The organism is Pelagibius sp. (assembly GCF_965227505.1).
Taxonomy (GTDB): domain Bacteria; phylum Pseudomonadota; class Alphaproteobacteria; order Kiloniellales; family Kiloniellaceae; genus Pelagibius.
On the sequence record NZ_OZ245757.1, the window covers coordinates 2,602,567 to 2,623,582 of the forward strand.

Genomic DNA, 21,016 nt, shown 5'->3' on the forward strand with positions numbered 1-21,016 from the left:
CCCGCTCTAGGCGGCGACGGCGCGGCGGCTGCGCAGGCGCAGCATGGCAAAGGCCAGCCGGGACACCAGCGATGACAGGCGGCTCTGCGGGTTGAGGCCCGCCGCCTTGAAGATCATCGACACGGCGCGCTGCACATGGGCGGGCTGATAACAGGCGTAGACCCGGTGCAGGTAGGCGGTGCCGTAACGCTTGCGGTCGTAGGGGGCGCCGTCGCCGTTGGCCGCGTAGTAGGCATAGGCGAGTTCATCGTCCTCGCTTTCGCCGATCCGGCCGAGAGCCACCCCGATGCGGCGCCAGCGGCCGATCCTCTCCCGCTCCAGGTAGCGGTTCAGATGATTGTAGAAGAGCTTGTAGTGCCGGAGTTCGTCCGCCGCGATCTTCCGGCAGATCTCCCTCAGCACCGGCTCATCGGTCATCGATGCCATGGAGGCGTAGAAGGACGAGGTTCCGACCTCCACGATGCAGCGGGCCACAAGTTCGCCGGAGCGCGAGCCGCGCACCGAGGCGGCGGCATCCACCGGAATCTGGTAGCCCTCGCGAAAGCGCTCAAAACAGGCGCCGAAGTCGAAGTCCGGATCCGCCAGGGTCGCCCAGCGGCCGAGCGCTTCGCCGTGCTGGACTTCCTCACGCGCCCAGACCTTGGCAGCCTGCTGAAACTCCGCATCGTCGGGAAAGACATTGCAGAGATAGTCGGCATAAACGCCGCCGTTATACTCGACCATGCCGGCTGCTTTTACGAGCTTGAGCAACTCCGGATCCACCTTCTCAGGATCGAAGCGCTGCCAGGAAATGTCGTCGAGAGTCCAGTGACCGACCGCCATCGTGATTGCCTACGCCCACCAAAAAACCGTGTTCCAGCACTATGACACTTTAGTGAATCGCGGAGAATCGCCGCAGCCTAACATAGGGTTGCGGACAATCAACCACTACAATGAGGTGCGAACGAAGGCAGCCTTTCGCAAGAGGGGCCGCCCCCGAAAGGGGCTTAAGCGGCTGCCTGCAGCATGGCCTCGGCAACCGCGATGCGGCGCTCGGCACTGGCCTTCTCGGCGTCGTCCTTGGCGTCCAGAAGGTCGTCGCGGGCGTCGCTCAGGCGCTGCTCGGTGGCGGCGCGGTCGATGTCGCCCACCGCCACGGCCTCCTCCGCCAAGACCGTGCAGCGGGCGGGCGTCACCTCGGCAAAGCCACCGGCGACGAAGATCGATTCGCTGACCGCTCCGCCGTTGTGGACCTGGATCACACCGGGCCGGAGGGTGGAGATCAGCGGCGTGTGACGCGTCAGCACGCCGAAGTCGCCTTCCTCACCCGGAACCACGACCATATCGACCTCTTCGGAGAGCAGGAGGCGCTCCGGAGAGACGAGTTCGAATGACACCTTGCCTTCGGCCATGACCTTTTCGTCCGCCCTTTATTCCAGGCTTTCGTTTGCCCGCGCGTAAAAAACTAGGCTGCTTCCGCCGCCAGCTTGCGGGCCTTCTCGACGGCCTGCTCGATGGGGCCGACCATGTAGAAGGCAGCCTCGGGCAGGTGGTCGTACTCGCCGTCGCAGATGCCCTTGAAGCCGCGCACGGTGTCTTCGATGGAGACCTGCACGCCGGGGCTGCCGGTGAAGACCTGGGCCACGTCGAAGGGCTGGGACATGAAGCGCTGGATCTTGCGCGCGCGGGCCACGGTGAGCTTGTCCTCTTCCGAGAGCTCGTCCATGCCCAGGATCGCGATGATATCCTGCAGCGCCTTGTAGCTCTGCAGAATGCGCTGCACCTCACGGGCGACGTTGTAGTGTTCCTCGCCGACCACCTGGGGGTCGAGAATACGGCTGGTGGAGTCGAGCGGGTCGACCGCCGGATAGATGCCCAGCTCTGAGATCTGGCGCGACAGCACCGTCGTCGCATCCAGGTGGGCGAAGGAAGTCGCGGGAGCCGGGTCGGTCAGATCGTCGGCCGGCACGTAGATGGCCTGCACCGAGGTGATGGAGCCCTTCTTGGTGGTGGTGATGCGCTCCTGCAGGGTGCCCATGTCGGTGGCCAGAGTCGGCTGATAGCCCACCGCCGAGGGAATGCGGCCCAAGAGCGCCGAGACCTCGGAACCGGCCTGGGTGAAGCGGAAGATGTTGTCCACGAAGAACAGCACGTCCTGACCTTCCTCGTCGCGGAAGTACTCCGCCTGGGACAGGCCGGTCAGGGCGACGCGGGCACGCGCGCCCGGGGGCTCGTTCATCTGGCCGAAGACCAGGGCCACCTTGGAGTCACCGTCCAGATTGATGACGCCTGATTCCATCATCTCGTGATAGAGGTCGTTGCCCTCGCGGGTCCGCTCGCCGACCCCGGCGAAAACCGAATAACCGCCGTGGGTTTTCGCAATGTTGTTGATCAGCTCCTGGATCAGCACCGTCTTGCCGACGCCGGCGCCGCCGAAGAGGCCGATCTTGCCGCCACGGGAATAGGGCGCCAGCAAGTCGACGACCTTGATGCCGGTGACCAGCATCTCGGCTTCGGTGGACTGGTCGGCGAACTCCGGCGCCTCGCGGTGGATCGGCGCGCTGCGCGCTGTATTCACGGGTCCGCGCTCGTCGATGGGCTCGCCCACCACGTTGATGATGCGCCCCAGCATTTCCGGGCCCACCGGCACCGAAATCGGGCTGCCGGTGTCTTTCACTTCCTGGCCGCGCACCAGGCCCTCGGAGGCGTCCATTGCGATGGAGCGCACCATGTTCTCGCCCAGGTGCTGCGCGACCTCCAGAACCAGGCGCTTGCCGTCGTTGGTGGTCTCCAGCGCGTTGAGGATCGGCGGCAGGTCGCCGGTGAACTGCACGTCCACCACAGGGCCCATCACCTGGGTAACTTTGCCAACGAGGTTGTCTGCCATTGTCTTGCTCCTTGGTAGCCGCTTACGCCCTTCGCCGTGACGAGCGCGCCGCGGCAGCCGCCGTTACATCGCTTCCTTAGCGGAAATAATCTCGATCAGTTCGCCGGTGATCGCGGCCTGACGGGTGCGGTTATAGACCAGCGTCAGGTTGTTGATCATGTCGCCGGCGTTGCGCGTCGCATTGTCCATCGCGGTCATGCGGGCGCCGTGCTCGCTGGCCGCGTTCTCCAACAGAGCCTTGAAGATCTGAATGGAGATGTTGGTCGGCAGCAAGGCGGTGAGGATCTCCTCCTCGCCGGGTTCGTACTCGTAGACCGCCCCGTCGAGCCCGCTGTCAGCGTCCGCTTCATCGTCGCCGTTCTCGTCATCGTCCTTTTGCGGCGCCGCGAAGGGGATCAGCTGCTGCGGCTTGACGATCTGCGAGATGGCCGATCGGAACTCGGCGTAGAACATGGTGCAAACGTCGAACTCGCCGGCTTCGAACATCGCCACCACCCGCTCGCCGATAGCCGCCGCCTTGTCGAAGGAAAGGCTGGGCCGCGCGATGTCTTCAACGGTGTCGATGATGCGCTCGCCGAGGTCGCGGCGCAGCTGGTCGCGGCCCTTGCGGCCCACGCAGAGGATCTTCACCGTCTTGCCCTGCTCCAGCAGGGCGTTGGCGGCGCGGCGCGCCTCGCGCACGATGGAGGTATTGAAGCCGCCGCAGAGGCCGCGGTCGGCCGTGGCCACCACGATCAGATGGGTCTCGTCGCTGCCGCTGCCGGCCAGCAGCTTGGGCGCGCCGGCCTGCCCGGCCGCCGCAGCGGCCAGGGAGCCCAGCATGCGCTCCATGCGCTGCGCATAGGGGCGCGAGGCCTCCGCCTGCTCCTGCGCGCGGCGCAGCTTGGCGGCGGCCACCATCTTCATGGCCGAGGTGATCTTGCGCGTCGACTTGACGGTGTCGATCCGGATTTTCAGGTCCTTGAGATTCGGCATAAGCCGTCCCCGCTCCGCCCTCTTGTTAGTCGATCAAACCGGTCCGCGATCAGGCGGCGAAGGTCTTGGCGAAGGCATCGAGGAAGGTCTTGAGCTTTTCCTCGGTCGCTTCGGAGATGACCTGTTCGGTGCGGATGGCCGTCAGGATGTCTGTCCCTTCGGCCCTCAGCTTCGCCAGAAGCTGGGCCTCGAAGGCCGAAACCTGGTTGACCGGCACGCCGTCGACATAGCCGCGCACGCCGGCGAAGATCACCGCCACCTGCTCCTCGACCGTCAGCGGCGAGTACTGCGGCTGCTTCAGCAGTTCCGTCAGGCGCGACCCGCGTGCCAGCAGACGCTGGGTTGCGGCATCGAGGTCGGAGGCGAACTGGGAGAAGGCCTCCATCTCGCGGTATTGGGCCAGCTCCAGCTTGATGGTGCCGGCCACCTGCTTCATCGCCTTGATCTGCGCCGAAGAGCCCACGCGGCTGACCGAGAGACCGACGTTCAGCGCCGGGCGAATGCCCTTATAGAACAGCCCGGTTTCCAGGAAGATCTGGCCGTCGGTGATGGAGATCACGTTGGTGGGGATGTAGGCGGAGACGTCGCCGGCCTGGGTTTCGATGACCGGCAGGGCGGTCAGGCTGCCGTTGCCTGCATCGTCGCCCATCTTCGCCGCCCGCTCCAGCAGGCGGGAGTGCAGGTAGAAAACGTCGCCGGGATAGGCTTCGCGGCCCGGCGGGCGGCGCAGCAGCAGCGACATCTGGCGGTAGGCGACGGCCTGCTTGGAGAGATCGTCGTAGATGATGACCGCATGGGCGCCGTTGTCGCGGAAGAACTCGCCCATGGTGCAGCCGGTGTAGGGCGCCAGGAACTGCAGCGGCGCCGGCTCGGAGGCCGTCGCCGAGACGACAATGGAGTACTCCAGCGCGCCGTAGTCCTCCAGGGTCTTCACGAACTTTGCGACAGAGGAGCGCTTCTGCCCGACGGCGACATAGATGCAGTAGAGCTTCTTCGACTCGTCGTCGCCCTGGTTGACGGGCTTCTGGTTGATGATGGTGTCGAGCGCGATGGCGGTCTTGCCGGTCTGGCGGTCGCCGATGATGAGTTCGCGCTGGCCGCGGCCGATGGGGATCAGCGCGTCGATGGCCTTGAGGCCGGTCTGCATGGGCTCGTGCACCGACTTGCGCGGGATGATGCCCGGGGCCTTCACGTCGACGCGGCGCCGCTCGGCGCCCTCGATCGGGCCCTTGCCGTCGATCGGATTGCCCAGGGCGTCGACCACGCGGCCGAGCAGGCCGCGGCCCACCGGCACGTCGACGATCTCGCCTGTGCGCTTGACGGTGTCGCCTTCCTTGATGCCGCGGTCCTCGCCGAAGATCACGACACCGACGTTGTCGACCTCCAGGTTCAGCGCCATGCCCTTGATGCCGCCGGGGAACTCGACCATCTCGCCGGCCTGGACGTTGTCGAGGCCGTAGATGCGGGCCACGCCGTCACCGACGGAGAGCACCTGCCCCACCTCGGCGACATCCGCCTCGTTGCCGAAGTTTTCGATCTGGTCTTTCAGAATGGCGGAGATTTCCGCGGCGCGGATGTCCATCATCCGACCCCTTTCATGGCGAGTTGAAGTCTTTGCAGTTTGCTGCGCAGGGACGAGTCGATCATGCGGCTGCCGACCTTCACGACGAGGCCGCCGATGAGGGCGGGATCGACCTTGAGGTCGAGCTTCACCTTGTTGCCCGCCGTCGAACGCAGGGCATCGAGAAGGGCTGCCTGCTGGCTTTCGGAGAGGCTGCGGGCCGAGGTGACTTCCGCCGTCACCTCGCCGCGCCGGCGCGCCAGCTCGGCCAGATAGCCTTCGATCATCGCGGAGAGCGCGAAGAGACGATGGTTGTCGGCGACGACCAGCACGAAGCGGCGGGTCAATTCGCCGATGCCGGCCTGGTCCATCACCGCGGCGATGGCTTTGCTCTGCTGCGCGCGGGAGTACAGCGGAGAGGACAGCAGGCGCTGCAGATCGCCGCTGTCGGCAATGAGTCTGCGCAACTGCTGCAGGTCCCCGGCGACCTCATCGAGCGCTTTGCGCTCATCGGCCAGATCAAGCAACGCGGAGGCATAGCGCCCTGCCAGGTCGCTCAAGCTCGTGTTATCACCAGCCAAGCCCGATTTCCTCGAAAGTCCTTGTTACCCCTGCCCGCGCGGCTAACCCATTATCCGGAAATCGGTTACGTGGAAGAGGTCCGATCCCGCCTGGGCCTTGCACACGGCGGGGTTCCCGCCGACGAGCGCGGGTTTGGTATCATAGCTGAAAGGGCGTTGCAAGAAACCTCGGCGACAGCCGGAAAGCCCCCAAAGCCAAAGGGTTTAGGCCGGTTCCGGCGCCGCGCCCATGGCCGCCTTCATGCCCTCCATCATCTCCTCCATGCTGGGGGTACGGAGGTGCTTGGCGAGGCCCCAGGAATGCCCAAAGGGGTCAACGATGCGCCCGAAGCGATCGCCCCAGAACATGTCGGTCGGCGGGTTTACGCCCTGCGCTCCGGCGGCCACCGCGGCCTCGAAGGTGGCGTCGACATCCTCGACATAGAGATGCAGGCTGACGGCAGTGCCTCCCAGGCTGAGCGGCGAGGTGCTGCCCCAATCGGGCATCTCCTCGGCCATCATGATGCGGGAGTCGCCGATTTCGATTTCGGCGTGCATCACCATGCTGCCGTCGGGCGTCGGCATGCGCAGGATCTCACGGGCGCCGAAGACCTTTGCGTAGTAGGCGATGGCCGCAGGCACGTCCTTCACCACGATGTGCGGGGTGACCGTATGCATGCCTTCAGGCGGCGTACTGCCAGTGTTGGTTGTCTCGGGGTCGCTCATCTCGTCCTCCATGGGTTGGCCCGAAACCCCGCCTGTTGGAGGGTCCCGGGCGCCGATTGCTGGCCCTTCTGCGCGAGACGGCGTCACACAGCCACAGCGCACAATCGGCTGGCGAAACTGCTCTGCACTGCGGTGATCGCGGACAGTCTAGCGCAGCACGCCACGGCGCGCGGATCGAAAATGCGTGATCCGGGACCGCGGCGGCGCGGTGCGCGGTGCGGTAGCCAGGCCGCTAAAGAAAGCTGTAGGGATCGATATCCACCTGCAGGCGCAGGTTCGAGGGCAGTTTGACCGCCTGAACCCAGGGCAGAAGCGCCGCCTGGATGCGAAAACCGCGGGACGCCTTCACCAGGAAGCGGCGGCGATGACGCCCGCGCAGCACCGCCAGCGGCGCCGGGGCGGGCCCCAGCACCGTCAGACCCGGCTGTCGCGGCGCGGCGCGCGCCAGGGCCGCGGCCACGGCATCCACCTGTCCCGGGTCCGGGCTCGACAGGATGACAGCCGCCAGGCGCCCGAAGGGGGGCAGACCGGCCTCCCGCCGGGCCTCGGCCTCGGCAGCCAGGAAGGCGTCGCGTCCGCCGCCGGCCAGAGCCTGCATCACCGGATGGTCCGGCTCGCTGGTCTGGAGCAGCACCCGGCCCGGCCGCTCGGCCCGGCCAGCGCGGCCTGCCACCTGGTGGAGCAGCTGATAGGTCCGCTCCGCCGCGCGCAGGTCGCCGCCGAACAACCCGAGGTCCGCATCCACCACGCCGACCAGGGTGAGCTGAGGGAAGTGATGGCCCTTGGCGACGATCTGGGTGCCGATCAGGAGGTCGATCTCATGCTGCTGGACGGCGCGCACCAGATCGGCCGCTGCGTCGGGTCCGGTCAGGGTGTCGCTGGTCATCAGCCCGGTGCGGGCTTCGGGGAAGAGGATCCGCGTCTCCTCCGCCAGACGCTCGACGCCGGGCCCGCAGGCCACCAGGCTGCCTTCCGTGCCGCAGTCGGGGCAGCTGCGCGGCAGCCGTCCGACAAAGCCGCAGTGGTGGCATTGCAGGCGCCCGGCGAGGCGGTGCTCCACCAGCCAGGCGGTGCAGTTCGGACACTGCAGGCGATGACCGCACGCGCGGCAGAGGGTCAGCGGCGCATAACCGCGGCGATTGAGAAACAGCAGCACCTGTTCCCCGGCCTCCAGGGTCTCGGCGATCGCCCCGCGCAGGGCGGCGGAGAGCCAGGCCTGGCCCCCGCCAGGGGAGCCGCCGGGGGTTTCGAGGCGCGGCGGCTTGTCGGCCCGCAGATCGACCAGCGATATCTCCGGCAGGCGCGCGCCGCCATGGCGCTCCGGCAGGCGGAGGTGGGCGTAGCGGCCACCGCGCACGTTGTTGAGCGATTCCAGCGACGGCGTCGCCGAAGCGAGGACGGCCGGAACCCCGCCCAACTGCGCGCGAACCACCGCCATGTCGCGGGCGTGGTAGGGCACACCGTCTTCCTGTTTGAAGGCGGCCTCGTGCTCCTCGTCGACGACGATGAGGCCGAGGTCGGGAAACGGCAGGAAGAGCGCCGAGCGCGCGCCCACCACTACCGGCGCGCGGCCGCAGGCGACCGCCCGCCAGGCGGCGCGGCGCTGGGCCGAGGTGAGATCGGAATGCCAGAGCGCCGGCGCGACTCCGAAGCGCGCCTCGAAGCGCTGCAGCCACTGGGCGGACAGCGCGATCTCCGGCAGCAGCACCAGCGCCTGGCGGCCGGTCGCCAGGGCGGCGGCCAGCGCCTCGAAGTAGACCTCGGTCTTGCCGGAGCCGGTGACCCCGTCCAGCAGCGTAACGGAGAAGTCCCCCGCCGCAACACTCTGGCGCAGCGCCGCCGCGGCGGCGCCCTGACTGTCGGAAAGCGCCGGCCCGGCGCGGTCGGGATCGGGCGCTGCGAAGCGGGCCTCACGCAGCACCGAGACCGCCTCGACGATGCCGGCTTTCTCCAACCCCTTCACCACCGAGGTTCCAACCCCGGCCGCCGCGGCGATTTCAGCCAGCGGGCGCGCCGGCGACTCTTCCATCTCTTCCAGAACGCGGCGCCGCGCCGGCGTGACCCGCAGGTCGGCCGACAGAGGCTGCTCGGCGCGGCGGTAGAGCGTGACCGGGCGCGGCGGCTCCAGTGCCGAGGGCGAACTGAGCGCCATGCGCAGAACGGCGCCGGGCGCCGCCAGGGTGTAGTCCGCCACCCAGGTCAGGAAACGCCGCGCGACGGCGGTCAGCGGCGGCACCGGGCAGACATCGATCACCGGGCGCAGCCGCCCCAGCGGCAGGGCCTTCCCGCCCCCGTCGGCCGCCCCCGGCCGGCCGTCCTCCGGCAGCAGGTCCCAGACCACGCCGAAAACCTCCCGCTGGCCGAGCGGTACGGTGACCACCGACCCGGGCTCGACCTCCAGATCCTCCGGGATCAGGTAATCGTAGGCACCGGCCAGCGGCAGCGGCAGCAGGACCGCGGCGCGGCGCGGCTGTGTCTCCGGCGCCCTATCCTCCAGGGGAAGGGTGGCAGTGCTGGCAAGGCGCTTGGGCATGGGCTACACTCTAGCCGAGGCCAAAGGGAAGGGCCATCGCCCGGCAGGCTAGACCACCGGCAGCAAAGAGGACGAACCTGGAAGCATGAAGTTCTTCATCGACACCGCCGATGTGGCGGAGATCCGCGAGCTGGCGGCCACCGGCCTGGTGGACGGCATCACCACGAACCCCTCGCTGGTCGCCAAGACCGGACGCGACTTCTTCGAGGTGCTGCACGAGATCTGCGCGGTCGTGCCGGGGCCCGTCAGCGCCGAGGTGACGGCCGTCGACTACGAGGACATGGTGAGCGAAGGCCGCAAGCTGGCGGCACTGGCCTCCAACATCGTCGTCAAGGCGCCGCTGACCGTCGACGGCCTGAAGGCCTGCAAGACGCTGTCCGACGAAGGCACCAAGGTCAACGTGACCCTCTGCTTCTCGGCGGCTCAGGCGATCCTCGCCGCCAAGGCCGGCGCCACCTACATCTCGCCCTTCGTCGGCCGCCTCGACGACACCGGCATCGACGGGCTGGAACTGATTGCCGACATCGTCGAAATCTACGAGGCCTACCCGGACTTCACCACCGAGGTGCTGGTCGCTTCGGTGCGCAATTCCGGCCACATCATCGAGGCCGCGAAGATGGGTGCGCATGTCGCCACCATCCCGCCGGCGGTGCTCCGCGCCATGTACAAGCACCCGCTGACCGACAAGGGGCTGGAGGCCTTCCTGGCAGACTGGGCAAAGACCGGACAGTCCATCCTGCACCGCGACGACAGCGCCGAGCGCCGCAGTGCCTGAGAGCGGAACCCAGGGCGAAGAGGGCCCGGACAAGAACCGCGAGAACGAAGCCGGCGCGAACGGCAGCGCAAAGGCCGCGCCCAAAGAAACCGGTGACACCAGCAAAGCGGCTGCAGCGAAGAGTGCCTGCGCGCAAGCGATCTCGGGCGATCAGGTGGCAGCCTATCTGCGCCGCCACCCGGAGTTCCTGGCCGCCAACCCCGATCTTCTGGACAGCCAGGAACCGCCGGCGCGCGCCCAGGGCGACGGTGTGATCGATCTGCAGCAGTTTCAGGTCCAGCGCCTGCGCGACAAGGTCGGCAGCCTGACCTCTCTGCGCGACGAACTGTTGTCCGCCGGACGCAACAACCTCTCGATCCAGAGTCGGGTTCACCGCTCGGTCCTGGCGATCCTCAACGCACGCAGCTTTGAGGAGTTCGTCGAGACCATCACCACCGACATGGCGGCGATCCTGGATCTGGACGTGGTCACCATCGGTGTCGAGAAGACCGACGAGGGCGGTGCCTGGCGGCCCACCGCCGGGGTTTACTGCCTGGAAGCGGGCAGCATCGACGCCCTGCTCGGTCCAAGCGGCACGGTTCTGCTGCGCGACCAAGTGAGCGGCGATCCGGCCATCTTCGACGGCGCCGCCGGGATCGTGCAGTCCGACGCCCTGATCCGCCTCAGCATCAGCGAGACCACCCCGCCGGCGCTGCTGGCGCTCGGCTCCCGCCAGCCCGGCGCCTTTCATGCCGGACAGGGGACCGAGCTGCTGACCTTCCTCTCCGAGGTGCTGGAGGTCTCGTTCCGGTCATGGCTGAACCTGCCGCAAAGGCTGTAGGCAAAGCCGCAGCGCCGCGCCGCGAAACCCAACTGCAGGGGGTTCTGACGGCGGCGGCGCCGGACCTGCAGGCCGTCCTTCGCGACTGGCAGACCTGGCTGAAGGACGAGCGGCGTGCCTCGCCGCACACCCTCCTGGCCTATCGGCGCGACCTCCAGCACTTTCTCGTCTTCCTCGCCGAACACCGCGGCGGGCCGGCGCGCCTGAAGGACCTCTCCGCCCTGACCGCCGGCGATTTTCGCGCCTGGCTGGCGGCCCGCGCCGCCGACGGCCTGGAGCGCAGTTCCACGGCCCGGGCGCTTTCCAGCCTGCGCGGGCTGTACCGCTGGCTGACAAGGCGCGGCCTTGCCGAGAATGCCGCGCTGGCAACCCTGCGCACACCCAAGGTCCCCAAAGCGGTGCCGCGGGCGCTGAGCGCTGCGGAGGCGGGCGAAGTGGTCGACAGTGTCGGCGAGCTGAGCGAGTCCGACTGGATCGGCAAGCGCGACTGCGCAGTCCTGCTGCTGCTCTACGGCTGCGGGCTCAGGATCGGCGAAGCGCTGGCGCTGACCCGGGGGGAGGCGCCGAAGCCCGGCCAGGAAAGCCTGCTGGTCACCGGCAAGGGCAACAAGCAGCGCATGGTGCCGCTGCTGCCGGTGGTCGGAGACGCCGTTGCCGACTATCTGGCCGCCTGCCCCTTCGGCGGCGATGCCGGAGCGCCGCTGTTCCGCGGCGCCCGCGGCGGCGCACTCGGCCCGCGGCGGGTTCAGGAAAAGATGGCGGCCCTGCGTGCTCTGCTCGGGCTTCCGGAGGGCGCCACGCCGCATGCCCTGCGCCACTCCTTCGCCACCCACCTCCTGGCCGGCGGCGGCGACCTGCGCGCCATCCAGGAACTTCTCGGCCACGCTTCGCTCTCGACCACCCAGCGTTACACCGACGTCGATGTCGCCGGGCTGCTGGCGGTCTACGACAGGGCGCATCCTCGGGCCCGGGCGCGCGCAAAGGGGCGCTGAACGACGTTAAGCGGGAAAGGTATGACCCGAGGCCGGGCGCAGGCGGCGGTAGAGCAAGCGCCCCAGTTCAGGGACGAAGCGCTGCTCCTCGAAGCCCGTCTTCTCCAGCACCCGGCGCGAAGCCCGGTTGTTTTCCCGCACGAAGGCCCTGACCTCGGGAAGGCCCAGCACACCATCGGCCAGGTCCAGCGCCGCCGTCACCAACTCTGTCGCATAGCCCTTTCCCCAGGCTTCCGGGTGAAAGGCGTAGCCGACCTCCACGCCCCATCCGGGATCGAAGGGATCCTCGTAAAGCCCGCCCCAGCCGACGATGCGCTTCGCCTCGCGGGTCAGGATGGCCCAGGGGGCACAGCCGTCGCGGCGGCGGCGCCGCTCGTGCAGGGCGATGCGCCGCCGGCATTGGCGCAGCGACTGGTCGAGATGTGTGAACTGCATGGCCTGCGGGTCGCCCAGAAAGGCAAAGAGCGCCGGGACGTCCTTCAACGTGGGCGGGCGCAGCAGCAGGCGCTCGGTTTCCAGAATCACCCGACCACAGGCCTCTCCTGGCCGCCGTCCGGGCTCTGCCGGCCAAGGATATAGAGGATCACCGGGCCGGCCAGGACGCCGAGGCCGAGCAAGGCGAAGGCAAAGCCCCAGGCCAGCCCCGCCCCGGCGCCGCCGCCGAGATCCAGCACCACACCGAAGGCCAGCGGTGAGAGAAAACCGGCGCCGAAACCCAGCAGGGCATGCAGCGCCATGGTGGCGCCGCGCCGTTCGGGCTTCGCCGCAATGACCGCGCCGGCGGTCAAAGCCCCCGAGTCCGCCATGATGAGCACGCTGTAGACCAGCAGCACCGCGGCCAGAAGCCAGAGCGGCACTGCGGCGATGAACCCGAGGAACAGCGCGATCCCGCCGGAGCCAATCATAATCAGGGAAACGACGCGGCGGCGGCCGAAGGTGGTGGCGACCTCGTTGCCCAGGATCGAGGCCGGAAGGCCCAGCAGCAGCAGGACCGTCGCCACCTGGGTCGGCGTCCAACTGCTGTCCGCCAGGGCCGGTTGCCAAGTGAAGGCGAAGACCAGAAAGGCGACCAGCCAGGCGCGAAAGCCGAACAATTCCCAGATGTGGGCCGCATAACCCAGGGTGTAAGCCAGCGCGGGGCGGTTGCGGAAGACCGGGCGGAAATCGAAGACCGCCACCGCGGGCAGCGGTTCCGCCGTACGGCGCGCCAGCGGCCGCACGAAGGCCGCGATCAGCAGCAGCGAGGCGAAGGACCCGGCGGCACCGACCACGAAGGCCCAGGACCAGCCGGCCAGGGCCGCCACCTCACCCGCCGCCAGCACCGAGAACGAGGCGCCGATGCCGAAGTGCGCGGTGTAGATGGCGACGGAGCGGGCACGCCCCTGCTCCGGCAGGCGGTCGGACAGCAGCTTCAGCCCGACCATGTAGGTGCCCGCCAGACCGATCCCGCCGCAGAACCGGAACACCATGGCGCTCCAGAAGCCGTCGGCGAAAACGGCGAAACCCAGAGCCGCCAGGCCGCCGAGAAGGCAGGACAGAAGATAGATGCTGCGCGCATCCTGCCGGTCCGTGAGGGTGACCAGCACCGGCACCGCCGCCGTGTAGCCGGCATAGTAGATGCCGCTGACCCAGCCGGCTTCCGTATTGCTGAGCGACCAGAGCGGCTGGAAGACGGGGATGAGCGCGGGAAAGGTGGCATTGCTCAGCATGCCCAGAACCTGGGTCACGCAGAGCAAAGCCACCAACCGCCAGCCCTTGAGCTCCAGTCCCCGCACCATATCGGCTCTTTCCGGCAATGCCCCCAACGAAACGAATCGCCTAGAGCCTAGCCGCTTTGCGGCGGCACTGCCGAGAAAATGCCTGGTGCGGAAGAGAGGGGCCGGCAGGCGTTACCGGGCGATGTTGTCGATGATATCGCTCTGCTTGCGGACCGCCAGGAACATCAGCACGGCATCGGCGACCCACCACAGGAAGACCACACCGAGGATGGGCATGCCGACGACGAACGGCAGGGTAAACCAGCCGACCACGGTCAGAACCGCCATGATCACACCGGAGATCATCTTGCCGAGGTACATGCGGTGAACGCCGAGGACACCGAGAAAGAACCACAGCACATAGGCCAGAATGATCGACTTGCTGCCGATCGAGAACTTGAGCGCGGAGCGCACCTCCTCTTCGGAGACGGTATTCTTGATATCAGACATCCTACTTTCCTTTCCATGATGACAAATCGGAACGACGGCACCTGTTCGCCGCTCCCTTAGGGCGGTGCATCACAGGGAGGGGTAACCTGGACCTGTTCTTTGTCGTTTCGCCGCCGCAGGCGGTTCAACGCCGCCTCCGGCAGCCGGAAAGGGTTTCAGGAAGGGGGCCCGGACCGGCGGGCGGAGCGGGCCCGCGGAAAACATCGGCATCCGGGGCCAAACCGGCTATACTCGGACAATGCTTCCCGCTCTTGTCGTCTTCGACTGCGATGGCGTGCTGGTCGACAGCGAAGCCATCGCAAACCGCATATTGGCCGAGTGCATCACCGCCGCAGGCCTGCCGATCACCTATGAGGACTGCCGCAGCCGCTTCGTCGGCGGCACCCTGCAGCGTGTCATCGACACGGTGGAGCAGTGGCTCGGCCGCCCGCTGCCGCCGGACTGGAAAGCCGACTTCGAAGCCAGGCGCGACGCGGCCTTCCGCGCGGAGTTGAAGCCCGTGCCCGGCGTCGCCACCGCGATCGAGACGATCCGGGACAACGGCCTGCCGCTCTGCGTGGCCTCCTCCGGCAGTCTGGAAAAAATGGATCTGACCCTGGGCCTCACCGGCCTGAAAGATCACTTCGACGGGCGCATCTTCTCGGCCTCCATGGTCGAACGCGGCAAGCCGCATCCGGACCTCTTTCTCTTCGCCGCCGAGCAGATGGGACAGATGCCGGAGACCTGCGTGGTCGTCGAGGACAGCCTGCTCGGCACCGCGGCGGGAATTGCGGCGGGCATGCGGGTTCTGGCCTATGCGGCGGAGACCGATTCAGACGCCCTCACCGCCGCCGGCGGCCAGGTCTTCACCGACATGGCGGAGTTGCCGGGCCTCCTGGGAATCGGCGCCGCCGCCCGGATGGGTGCCGCCGACTGACCCCCATGCCATTGACCCTAGAAGATCGAGATGTCCAGGATGACCGGCACCATGGACAGCACCAGCAGAACCGCCATCGCCGCGTTGAAGCGCCGCAGGCGTAGCGGATCGTCCAGCAGGCGGCGCAGGGCGACGCCCGAGACCGCCCAGAGGCTGATGCTGGGCAGGTTCACGGCGCCAAAGAGCAGGATCACCAGAACCAGGCGCGCCACATAGTCCGACGTCGATCCGCCGCCGGCGGTGTAGGAAACGGTGACGATCAGAGCCACCGCCCAGGCTTTCGGATTGAGCCATTGCAACAAGGCGGCCTGCAGAAACCGCAGCGGCCGCCCTGCGGCGCTCTCAGGGTCGCCGGGCGCCGGCGCGCTGCGGAAGATCTTCCAGGCCAGCCAGAAGACGTAGCCGAGGCAGGCAATCTTCAGGACCGCAGCCGCAAGTGGATAGCGCTGCAGGACGGGGCCGAGGCCCAATCCGATCACCAGAACCATGAAGAGGAAGCCGAAGCTGATGCCCAGCACCAGGGGCAGGCTGCGCCGAAACCCGAAGTTCGCGCCGGAGGTCAGGAGCAGGAAGTTGCCGGGGCCCGGCGTCACCGAGGTCACGAAGGCAAAGCCGGCCAGGGCCAGGATCAGGTTTGTGTCCATTGCAGAATCGCTCGGGGCAGTCTCGCGGGGGCGGTTTCATCGGAGCTTGACCCAAACGGCTGGAGACGTAACTGTCTGTCCGTCCAGGCTTTTTATCAGATCGTCTCAGTATTGATGCGGAATGGATAATCAGGATCTTCTGAGTGAGGTCTTTGCGACCTTGCGGCTGCGCAGCGAACTCTACTTCCGCGCTGACCTGGCGGGTCCCTTCGCCATCGAAGTGCCGGCGGAACGGCGCCTTGTGCGCTTTCATTTCCTGCGCCGCGGCACATGCTGGGTGCGGGCCGAAGAAGGACGCGCCGTGGTAGAGCTTGGCGAGGGGGAGCTTGTCATTCTGCCCAACGGCGGCGCCCATGTGCTGTCCGATACGGCCGAGCGGGCGCCGCTGCCGCTGCCTGCCTTGCTGGCTGCAGCCCCGCCGGGCGACGATGGCGTGCTGCGCTACGGCGCAGGCGGCGGGCGCGCCGAGCTGCTCTGCGGCTTCTGCCAGTTCGACGAGGAAATCGACCATCCGGTTCTCGCCAACCTGCCGTCCCTGATGGTGCTGCGCCCCCAGGACCTCGGCCGCCAGCCCTGGACCCGCGCCACCTTGCGGCTGCTCGACCTGGAGAGCGAGCTGGCCGGCGCGGGGATGCAGGGAATCCTCACGCGGCTGCTGGAGATCCTCTTCATTCAGGCGATGCGCCAGAGCGGCGAGCCCGGACACCCGCAGGCCTCGCAATACGCCTCGCAATACGCCTCGCAATACGCCTCGCAATACATGGCCGCGCTGGCCGATCCGCAGCTTTCAAAGGCCCTGCTGGCCATACACCGGGACTGCGCAAAGGCCTGGACGCTGGCCGCGCTGGCCAGGACCGCCGGCATGTCGCGGGCACGCTTTGCGGAGAAGTTCGCGAAGATGGTCGGTCAGACGGCGATCGGCTATCTCACCCGCTGGCGCCTCTTGAAGGCGCGCCGTCTGCTGGCGGAGAGCGATCTGTCGACGGCGGAGATTGCCGAACGCTGCGGCTACGCCTCTCTGCCCGCCTTCAGCCGCCGCCACAAGGCGGCCTTCGGCATCGGCCCGGGCGCCTTCCGGCGTTCCGCGCGCGGCCGCTGAAGGCGGCGGGCCCCACGCTCAGGCGGACCCCACACTCAGGCGGACCTCAGCCTCAGATGTGGATCGGCCGCCCGTCGACGGCGAGCGCCGCCTCTTTCACCGCCTCGCCCATGCCGGGGTGGGAGTGGCAGGTGCGGGCGATGTCTTCCGCCGAGCCGCCGAATTCCATGATGGTCACCGCTTCGGCCAGGATGTCGCCGGCCAACGGACCCAGGATGTGCACCCCCAGCACCCGGTCGGTGCGCTTGTCGGCCAGGATCTTCACCAGCCCGTCGGTGTCGCCCACCGCGCGCGCGCGGCTGTTGGCGGTGAAGGGGAACTTGCCGACCCGGTAGTCGACGCCCTCTTCCTTCAGCTGCTCTTCCGTCTTGCCGACCCCGGCCACTTCCGGCCAGGTGTAGACCACCCCCGGCACGAGGTTGTAGTCGATGTGGCTCGCCTGGCCGGCCAGCCCCTCGACCGCGACCACGCCGTCTTCCTCGGCCTTGTGGGCCAGCATCGGGCCCGGCACGCAGTCGCCGATCGCATAGATCCCCGGCACCGAGGTCTGGAAATGCCTGTCGACCTGGATGAAGCCGCGGTTGTCCATGGCCACCCCCAGTTCCTTCAGGCCCAGCCCCTCGGTGAAGGGCCGCCGGCCGATGGCCACCAGCACCACGTCGGCCTTCATCTCCTCGGCATCGCCGCCCTTGGCGGGTTCAAGGGTCAGGGTGACGGCGCCGTTCGCCTTGGCCGCGCCGGTCACCTTGGTGCCAAGCTTGAACTTCAGGCCCTGCTTGGTGAGCACACGCTGGGTCTGCTTGGCGATCTCCGCATCCATGCCCGGCAAAATGCGGTCGAGAAACTCCACCACCGTCACCTCGGCGCCGAGGCGCGACCAGACCGAACCCATCTCCAGCCCGATGACGCCGGCGCCGATCACCACCATGTGGTCCGGCACCTTGTCGAGGGCGAGGGCGCCGGTCGAGGTGACGATCTGCTCTTCGTCGGTGTCGACCCCGGGCAGCGGCGTCGATTCCGAACCCGTGGCGATCAGGATGGACTTTGCGTTCAGCACCTGCTCGCCACCGTCGTCGAGCGCCACCTTGACGCTGCCGGCCGCGGGGATGGAGCCCCAGCCTTTGACGTAGTCCACCTTGTTCTTCTTGAAGAGGAACTCGATGCCGGTGGTGAGATCCTTCACCACCTTGTCCTTGCGACCCATCATCGCCGGCAGGTCGAGACCCAGGCCCTTCACCGTGATGCCATGCTCGGCGAAGTGCTTGGCCGCGTCCGCATATTTCTCGGAAGACTGCAGCAACGCCTTGGAGGGAATGCAGCCGATGTTGAGGCAGGTGCCGCCCAGCGCGCCGCGGCCTTCTACGCAGGCCGTTTTGAGGCCGAGCTGCGCGGCCCGGATAGCGGCAACATAGCCGCCGGGCCCGCCGCCGATCACCACCAGATCATACTGCGTATCGCTCATGACTTCGCTTTCCCTCGCGGCACCTGAAAAGGGCGGAATGCCTCGGCAGCTTGCCGCATCGCGCCAGGGCGGACAAGGCCGGAAGGGCTGCCGCAGGCGGAAGCCTGCCCTGCCACGGATGCATGGTGCCTGCGGCTCTTCAGGCCCTATAGTGGGTTCGAGTTTGCCCGGCTCTCGCGCCGGGGTGGAGAAGGGGCTAGGCTGCGCCAGGCTCACCATTCCGAAGCATTGCATCCGCGCCGGAGGACACGCATGACCGCAAGCCGAGACAAGGAAACCCTGCGCCGGGCCTGCGACCGCTTCCTGTCGCACGACCCGCCGCTGAACCCGCGCCGGACGCTGGCCGCCCTGGCGGAGGTTCTGCCCGAGGACGCGGAGGCGGACTTCTACGGCAAGGGGGCGGTGATCGAGGATTTCGAGCAGCGCATTGCTGCCATGCTCGGCAAGCCAGCCGCCGTGTTCGGGCCCAGCGGCAAGATGCTGCAGAACGCCGCGCTCCGGGTTTGGGCAGACCGCAAGGGGTGCCACACCATTGCGCTGCACCCCCAGAGCCACATCGTCGCGGAAGAGGCCGAGGCCGCAGAACGGGTCTATGGGCTGCAGGGCTCCGCCCTGGGCGTACCCAACCGGCTGGCGCGGCCGGAGGACCTGGAGGCCATCGCCGAGCCCCTGGGCGCCGTCGCCCTGGAGATCCCGCTGCGCCGCCTTGGCTGCCGCCTGCATCCCTGGGAGGATGTGGAGGCCTTCGCGGCGCTGGCCCGCGCGCGCGGGCTGCCGTTTCATGCCGATGCGGCGCGGATCTGGGAGAGCCAGCCCTTTTACGGACGCAGCCCGGCGGAAATCGCCGCACCTTTCGACTCCCTCTACGTCTCCTTCTACAAGGGTCTGGGCGGGCTTGCCGGCGGTGCCCTGGCGGGGCCGGAGGATGTCGTTGCCGAAGTGCGCCTATGGCGCCAGCGCTGCGGCGGTCAGCTGATACACCTCTTTCCCTATGTCGCCGCGGCCATGAAAGGCTTGGAAGAGCGCCTGCCCCGCATGACGGCCTACCACGAAAAAGCCAAGGCCATCGCCCGCGCGCTCGCCGCCCTGCCCGGGGTGCGGGTTTCCCCCGATCCGCCGCAGGCCAACGCGCTGCTAGTGATCGTCGAGACCGGCGGCGCCGACCTGATGGAGGCCGCCCTCGACGTAGCCGAGTCCAGCGGCCTCTGGCTCTTCAACGAACCGCTGGACTCGCCCTACGACGGCCTCGGCGTGTTCGAGATCACCGTGCGCGAAGGCGCCATGGCGTTGAGCGAAGAGGAGATCGTCGAAGGCGTCCTGGCCCTGCAGCGCGCGCTCGCCGAACAAAGCGCCGGCGGCAAGGTCGCCTGAGGCCGCCGCCGTGGACACCGCAGCCTATCTGCTCTTCCTCGCCGCGGCGGCCCTGCTGGCGCTGGCGCCGGGGCCCTCGACGCTGCTGGTGCTGTCCCACGCCCTTACAGGCGATCCGCGCCGGCCGCTCAGCCTCATCCTCGGCGCGCTGCTGGGCAATCTGATGCTGATCGCGGTCACGGTGCTCGGCCTTGCCGCGCTGATCCTGGCCTCGCAAACCGCCTTCACGGTTCTGCGTTTCGCCGGCGCCGCCTATCTGATCTGGCTCGGGGTATCGTACTGGCGGGCGGCCACGACTCTGACGCTCCCAAGGGCCGCGTCGGCGGCGCCGGATCTGCGCTACCGGGCCCTCGCCCTGCAGGCCTTCCTGACCTCCACCACCAACCCCAAAGGCCTGCTGTTCTACTTCGCCCTGCTGCCGCAGTTCGCCCCGGCGGGCGGCAGCCTCGACCTGCTGCTGCTGGGCGGCAGCTATCTCGCACTCTTCATGGCCGCCCTCGGGCTCTATGCCCTGGCCGGTCGAACGCTGGCGCGGCTGTTCGCGCGCCCGGGAGTGCAGCGCTGGAAGAACCGGATCACCGGCGCGCTGCTCGTCGGCCTCGGGGTGTCGCTGCTGCGCGCCGAGCGCAGCTAGGAGCGAGCTATGACGGACTGGTCCCTCAACCGGCGCTTCCCCTTCGAGGGCGACGAGATCGCCTACGACGTCATGGGCGAGGGCGAGCCTCTGGTCCTCGTCCATGGAACGCCCTTTTCCTCCTACGTCTGGCACGCCATCGCCCGGGAGCTGGCCCGCGGCTTTCGCGTCCACCTCTTCGATCTGCTGGGCTACGGCCAGTCGACCATGCGTGCGGGACAGGACGTCTCCCTGGGCGTGCAGAACCGGGTGCTGGCGGCGCTTCTGGAGCACTGGGGCCTCGAGCGCCCCAAGGTTCTGGCCCACGACTTCGGCGGCGCAACCAGCCTGCGCGCCCACCTGCTGGACGGCTGCGACTACGAAAGACTGCTGCTGATCGACCCGGTGGCGATCCGCCCCTGGGGCTCGCCCTTCGTGCAGCACACGCGCCGCCATGAGGAGGCCTTCACCGGCCTGCCGCCCTACCTGCACGAGGCGCTGCTGACCGCCTATCTGCGCAGCGCCATCCACCGCGATCTCTCCGACGGCGAACTGGAGCCCTACCGCGCGCCCTGGCGCGGTCCCATCGGCCAGCCGGCCTTCTACCGCCAGATCGTCCAGATGGACCTGCGCTACACCGACGAGGTGGAACCGAAGTACGGCGAGATCCGCTGCCCGGTGGCCCTGCTCTGGGGCGAGGAGGATGCCTGGATCCCCCTGGAGCGCGGCGAAGCGCTACAGGCGATGATCCCCGGCGCGACCCTCCAGCGCATCCCGGGCTCCGGGCACCTGATGCAGGAAGATGCCCCGGAAGCCATCGTCGCCGCGGCCCTGCGGTTCTTCGCCTGAAGGGCGTCCGCGCAACAACCTATTGATTTAAAAGAATTCTCAAGACC

At 68.0% G+C, this 21,016-nt stretch carries 21 protein-coding genes; 8 read left to right on the top strand and 13 right to left on the bottom strand.

Annotated elements, in window-relative coordinates; genetic code table 11:
- Window positions 1-6: 6 nt before the first annotated feature.
- The 8 genes from ACO06P_RS12355 to ACO06P_RS12390 all read right to left on the bottom strand — a co-directional run bounded on the left by ACO06P_RS12355 (window position 7) and on the right by ACO06P_RS12390 (window position 9,221).
- Window positions 7-822, bottom strand: a complete 816-nt coding sequence (locus tag ACO06P_RS12355) for a ferritin-like domain-containing protein (RefSeq protein ID WP_420345546.1) — start codon at window positions 820-822, stop codon at window positions 7-9.
- A gap of 164 nt (window positions 823-986) precedes the next feature.
- A complete protein-coding gene (locus ACO06P_RS12360; protein WP_420345547.1) occupies window positions 987-1,391 on the bottom strand; it encodes a F0F1 ATP synthase subunit epsilon in 405 nt (134 codons plus the stop codon).
- Window positions 1,392-1,444: 53 nt separating this feature from the next.
- Entirely contained in the window at window positions 1,445-2,866 is a 1,422-nt protein-coding gene (gene atpD / locus ACO06P_RS12365; RefSeq protein WP_420345548.1) for a F0F1 ATP synthase subunit beta, read from the bottom strand.
- A 63-nt stretch (window positions 2,867-2,929) separates the two neighbouring features.
- Window positions 2,930-3,841: a F0F1 ATP synthase subunit gamma gene (locus ACO06P_RS12370; protein ID WP_420345549.1), complete on the bottom strand. Its 912-nt coding sequence runs from the start codon at window positions 3,839-3,841 to the stop codon at window positions 2,930-2,932.
- A gap of 49 nt (window positions 3,842-3,890) precedes the next feature.
- Window positions 3,891-5,423 (bottom strand): F0F1 ATP synthase subunit alpha, encoded by a 1,533-nt coding sequence (atpA, locus tag ACO06P_RS12375; protein WP_420349630.1) that lies wholly within the window; start codon window positions 5,421-5,423, stop codon window positions 3,891-3,893.
- The gene (locus ACO06P_RS12380; RefSeq protein WP_299396260.1) at window positions 5,423-5,983 is read right to left on the bottom strand and encodes a F0F1 ATP synthase subunit delta; all 561 of its coding nucleotides are present in this window, start codon (window positions 5,981-5,983) and stop codon (window positions 5,423-5,425) included. The genes atpA and ACO06P_RS12380 overlap by 1 nt, the downstream gene beginning before the upstream one ends.
- A 204-nt stretch (window positions 5,984-6,187) precedes the next feature.
- Window positions 6,188-6,688, bottom strand: coding sequence for a VOC family protein (locus ACO06P_RS12385; RefSeq protein WP_420345550.1), 501 nt, complete (start codon window positions 6,686-6,688; stop codon window positions 6,188-6,190).
- Window positions 6,689-6,920: 232 nt separating this feature from the next.
- Window positions 6,921-9,221 (bottom strand): primosomal protein N', encoded by a 2,301-nt coding sequence (locus ACO06P_RS12390; protein ID WP_420345551.1) that lies wholly within the window; start codon window positions 9,219-9,221, stop codon window positions 6,921-6,923.
- Between the two features lie 85 nt (window positions 9,222-9,306).
- On the opposite strand from ACO06P_RS12390, the gene fsa reads away from it, so the two are divergent.
- The 3 genes from fsa to ACO06P_RS12405 are packed head-to-tail and all read left to right on the top strand — an operon-like array spanning window position 9,307 to window position 11,808.
- Complete coding sequence (fsa, locus tag ACO06P_RS12395; RefSeq protein WP_420345552.1) at window positions 9,307-9,996, top strand: fructose-6-phosphate aldolase; 690 nt, start codon at window positions 9,307-9,309, stop codon at window positions 9,994-9,996.
- Window positions 9,989-10,816 carry a DUF484 family protein gene (locus ACO06P_RS12400; protein WP_420345553.1) on the top strand — a complete coding sequence of 276 codons (828 nt, stop codon included), beginning with the start codon at window positions 9,989-9,991 and terminating at the stop codon, window positions 10,814-10,816. The genes fsa and ACO06P_RS12400 overlap by 8 nt, the downstream gene beginning before the upstream one ends.
- Window positions 10,789-11,808 (top strand): tyrosine recombinase XerC, encoded by a 1,020-nt coding sequence (locus ACO06P_RS12405; protein ID WP_420345554.1) that lies wholly within the window; start codon window positions 10,789-10,791, stop codon window positions 11,806-11,808. Before ACO06P_RS12400 ends, ACO06P_RS12405 begins: the two co-directional genes overlap by 28 nt.
- A gap of 6 nt (window positions 11,809-11,814) precedes the next feature.
- Here ACO06P_RS12405 and ACO06P_RS12410 read toward each other — a convergent pair whose 3' ends face one another.
- From ACO06P_RS12410 to ACO06P_RS12420, 3 genes are all read right to left on the bottom strand, one after another.
- Window positions 11,815-12,333, bottom strand: a complete 519-nt coding sequence (locus ACO06P_RS12410; RefSeq protein ID WP_420345555.1) for a GNAT family N-acetyltransferase — start codon at window positions 12,331-12,333, stop codon at window positions 11,815-11,817.
- On the bottom strand, window positions 12,330-13,586 hold the full coding sequence (locus tag ACO06P_RS12415; protein ID WP_420345556.1) for an MFS transporter: 1,257 nt from the start codon (window positions 13,584-13,586) through the stop codon (window positions 12,330-12,332). Before ACO06P_RS12415 ends, ACO06P_RS12410 begins: the two co-directional genes overlap by 4 nt.
- A gap of 111 nt (window positions 13,587-13,697) precedes the next feature.
- Window positions 13,698-14,015 carry a TM2 domain-containing protein gene (locus tag ACO06P_RS12420; protein ID WP_420345557.1) on the bottom strand — a complete coding sequence of 106 codons (318 nt, stop codon included), beginning with the start codon at window positions 14,013-14,015 and terminating at the stop codon, window positions 13,698-13,700.
- A gap of 238 nt (window positions 14,016-14,253) precedes the next feature.
- On the opposite strand from ACO06P_RS12420, the gene ACO06P_RS12425 reads away from it, so the two are divergent.
- Window positions 14,254-14,931: an HAD family hydrolase gene (locus ACO06P_RS12425; RefSeq protein ID WP_420345558.1), complete on the top strand. Its 678-nt coding sequence runs from the start codon at window positions 14,254-14,256 to the stop codon at window positions 14,929-14,931.
- A 17-nt stretch (window positions 14,932-14,948) separates the two neighbouring features.
- Here ACO06P_RS12425 and ACO06P_RS12430 read toward each other — a convergent pair whose 3' ends face one another.
- A complete protein-coding gene (locus ACO06P_RS12430; RefSeq protein ID WP_420345559.1) occupies window positions 14,949-15,575 on the bottom strand; it encodes a LysE family translocator in 627 nt (208 codons plus the stop codon).
- A 121-nt stretch (window positions 15,576-15,696) separates the two neighbouring features.
- Here ACO06P_RS12430 and ACO06P_RS12435 point away from each other — a divergent pair, with 121 nt between their 5' ends.
- Complete coding sequence (locus ACO06P_RS12435; RefSeq protein ID WP_420345560.1) at window positions 15,697-16,674, top strand: AraC family transcriptional regulator; 978 nt, start codon at window positions 15,697-15,699, stop codon at window positions 16,672-16,674.
- Between the two features lie 52 nt (window positions 16,675-16,726).
- On the opposite strand, the gene lpdA is transcribed toward ACO06P_RS12435, so the two are convergent.
- Entirely contained in the window at window positions 16,727-18,136 is a 1,410-nt protein-coding gene (lpdA, locus tag ACO06P_RS12440) for a dihydrolipoyl dehydrogenase (RefSeq protein WP_420345561.1), read from the bottom strand.
- 252 nt (window positions 18,137-18,388) lie between these two features.
- On the opposite strand from lpdA, the gene ACO06P_RS12445 reads away from it, so the two are divergent.
- Genes ACO06P_RS12445 through ACO06P_RS12455 form a run of 3 tightly spaced genes read left to right on the top strand, consistent with a single transcriptional unit; the run spans window position 18,389 to window position 20,969 of the window.
- Entirely contained in the window at window positions 18,389-19,507 is a 1,119-nt protein-coding gene (locus ACO06P_RS12445) for a threonine aldolase family protein (RefSeq protein WP_420345562.1), read from the top strand.
- A gap of 10 nt (window positions 19,508-19,517) precedes the next feature.
- Window positions 19,518-20,141, top strand: coding sequence for a LysE family translocator (locus ACO06P_RS12450; RefSeq protein WP_420345563.1), 624 nt, complete (start codon window positions 19,518-19,520; stop codon window positions 20,139-20,141).
- Between the two features lie 9 nt (window positions 20,142-20,150).
- Entirely contained in the window at window positions 20,151-20,969 is an 819-nt protein-coding gene (locus ACO06P_RS12455; protein ID WP_420345564.1) for an alpha/beta fold hydrolase, read from the top strand.
- The last annotated feature ends 47 nt before the right edge of the window (window positions 20,970-21,016 follow it).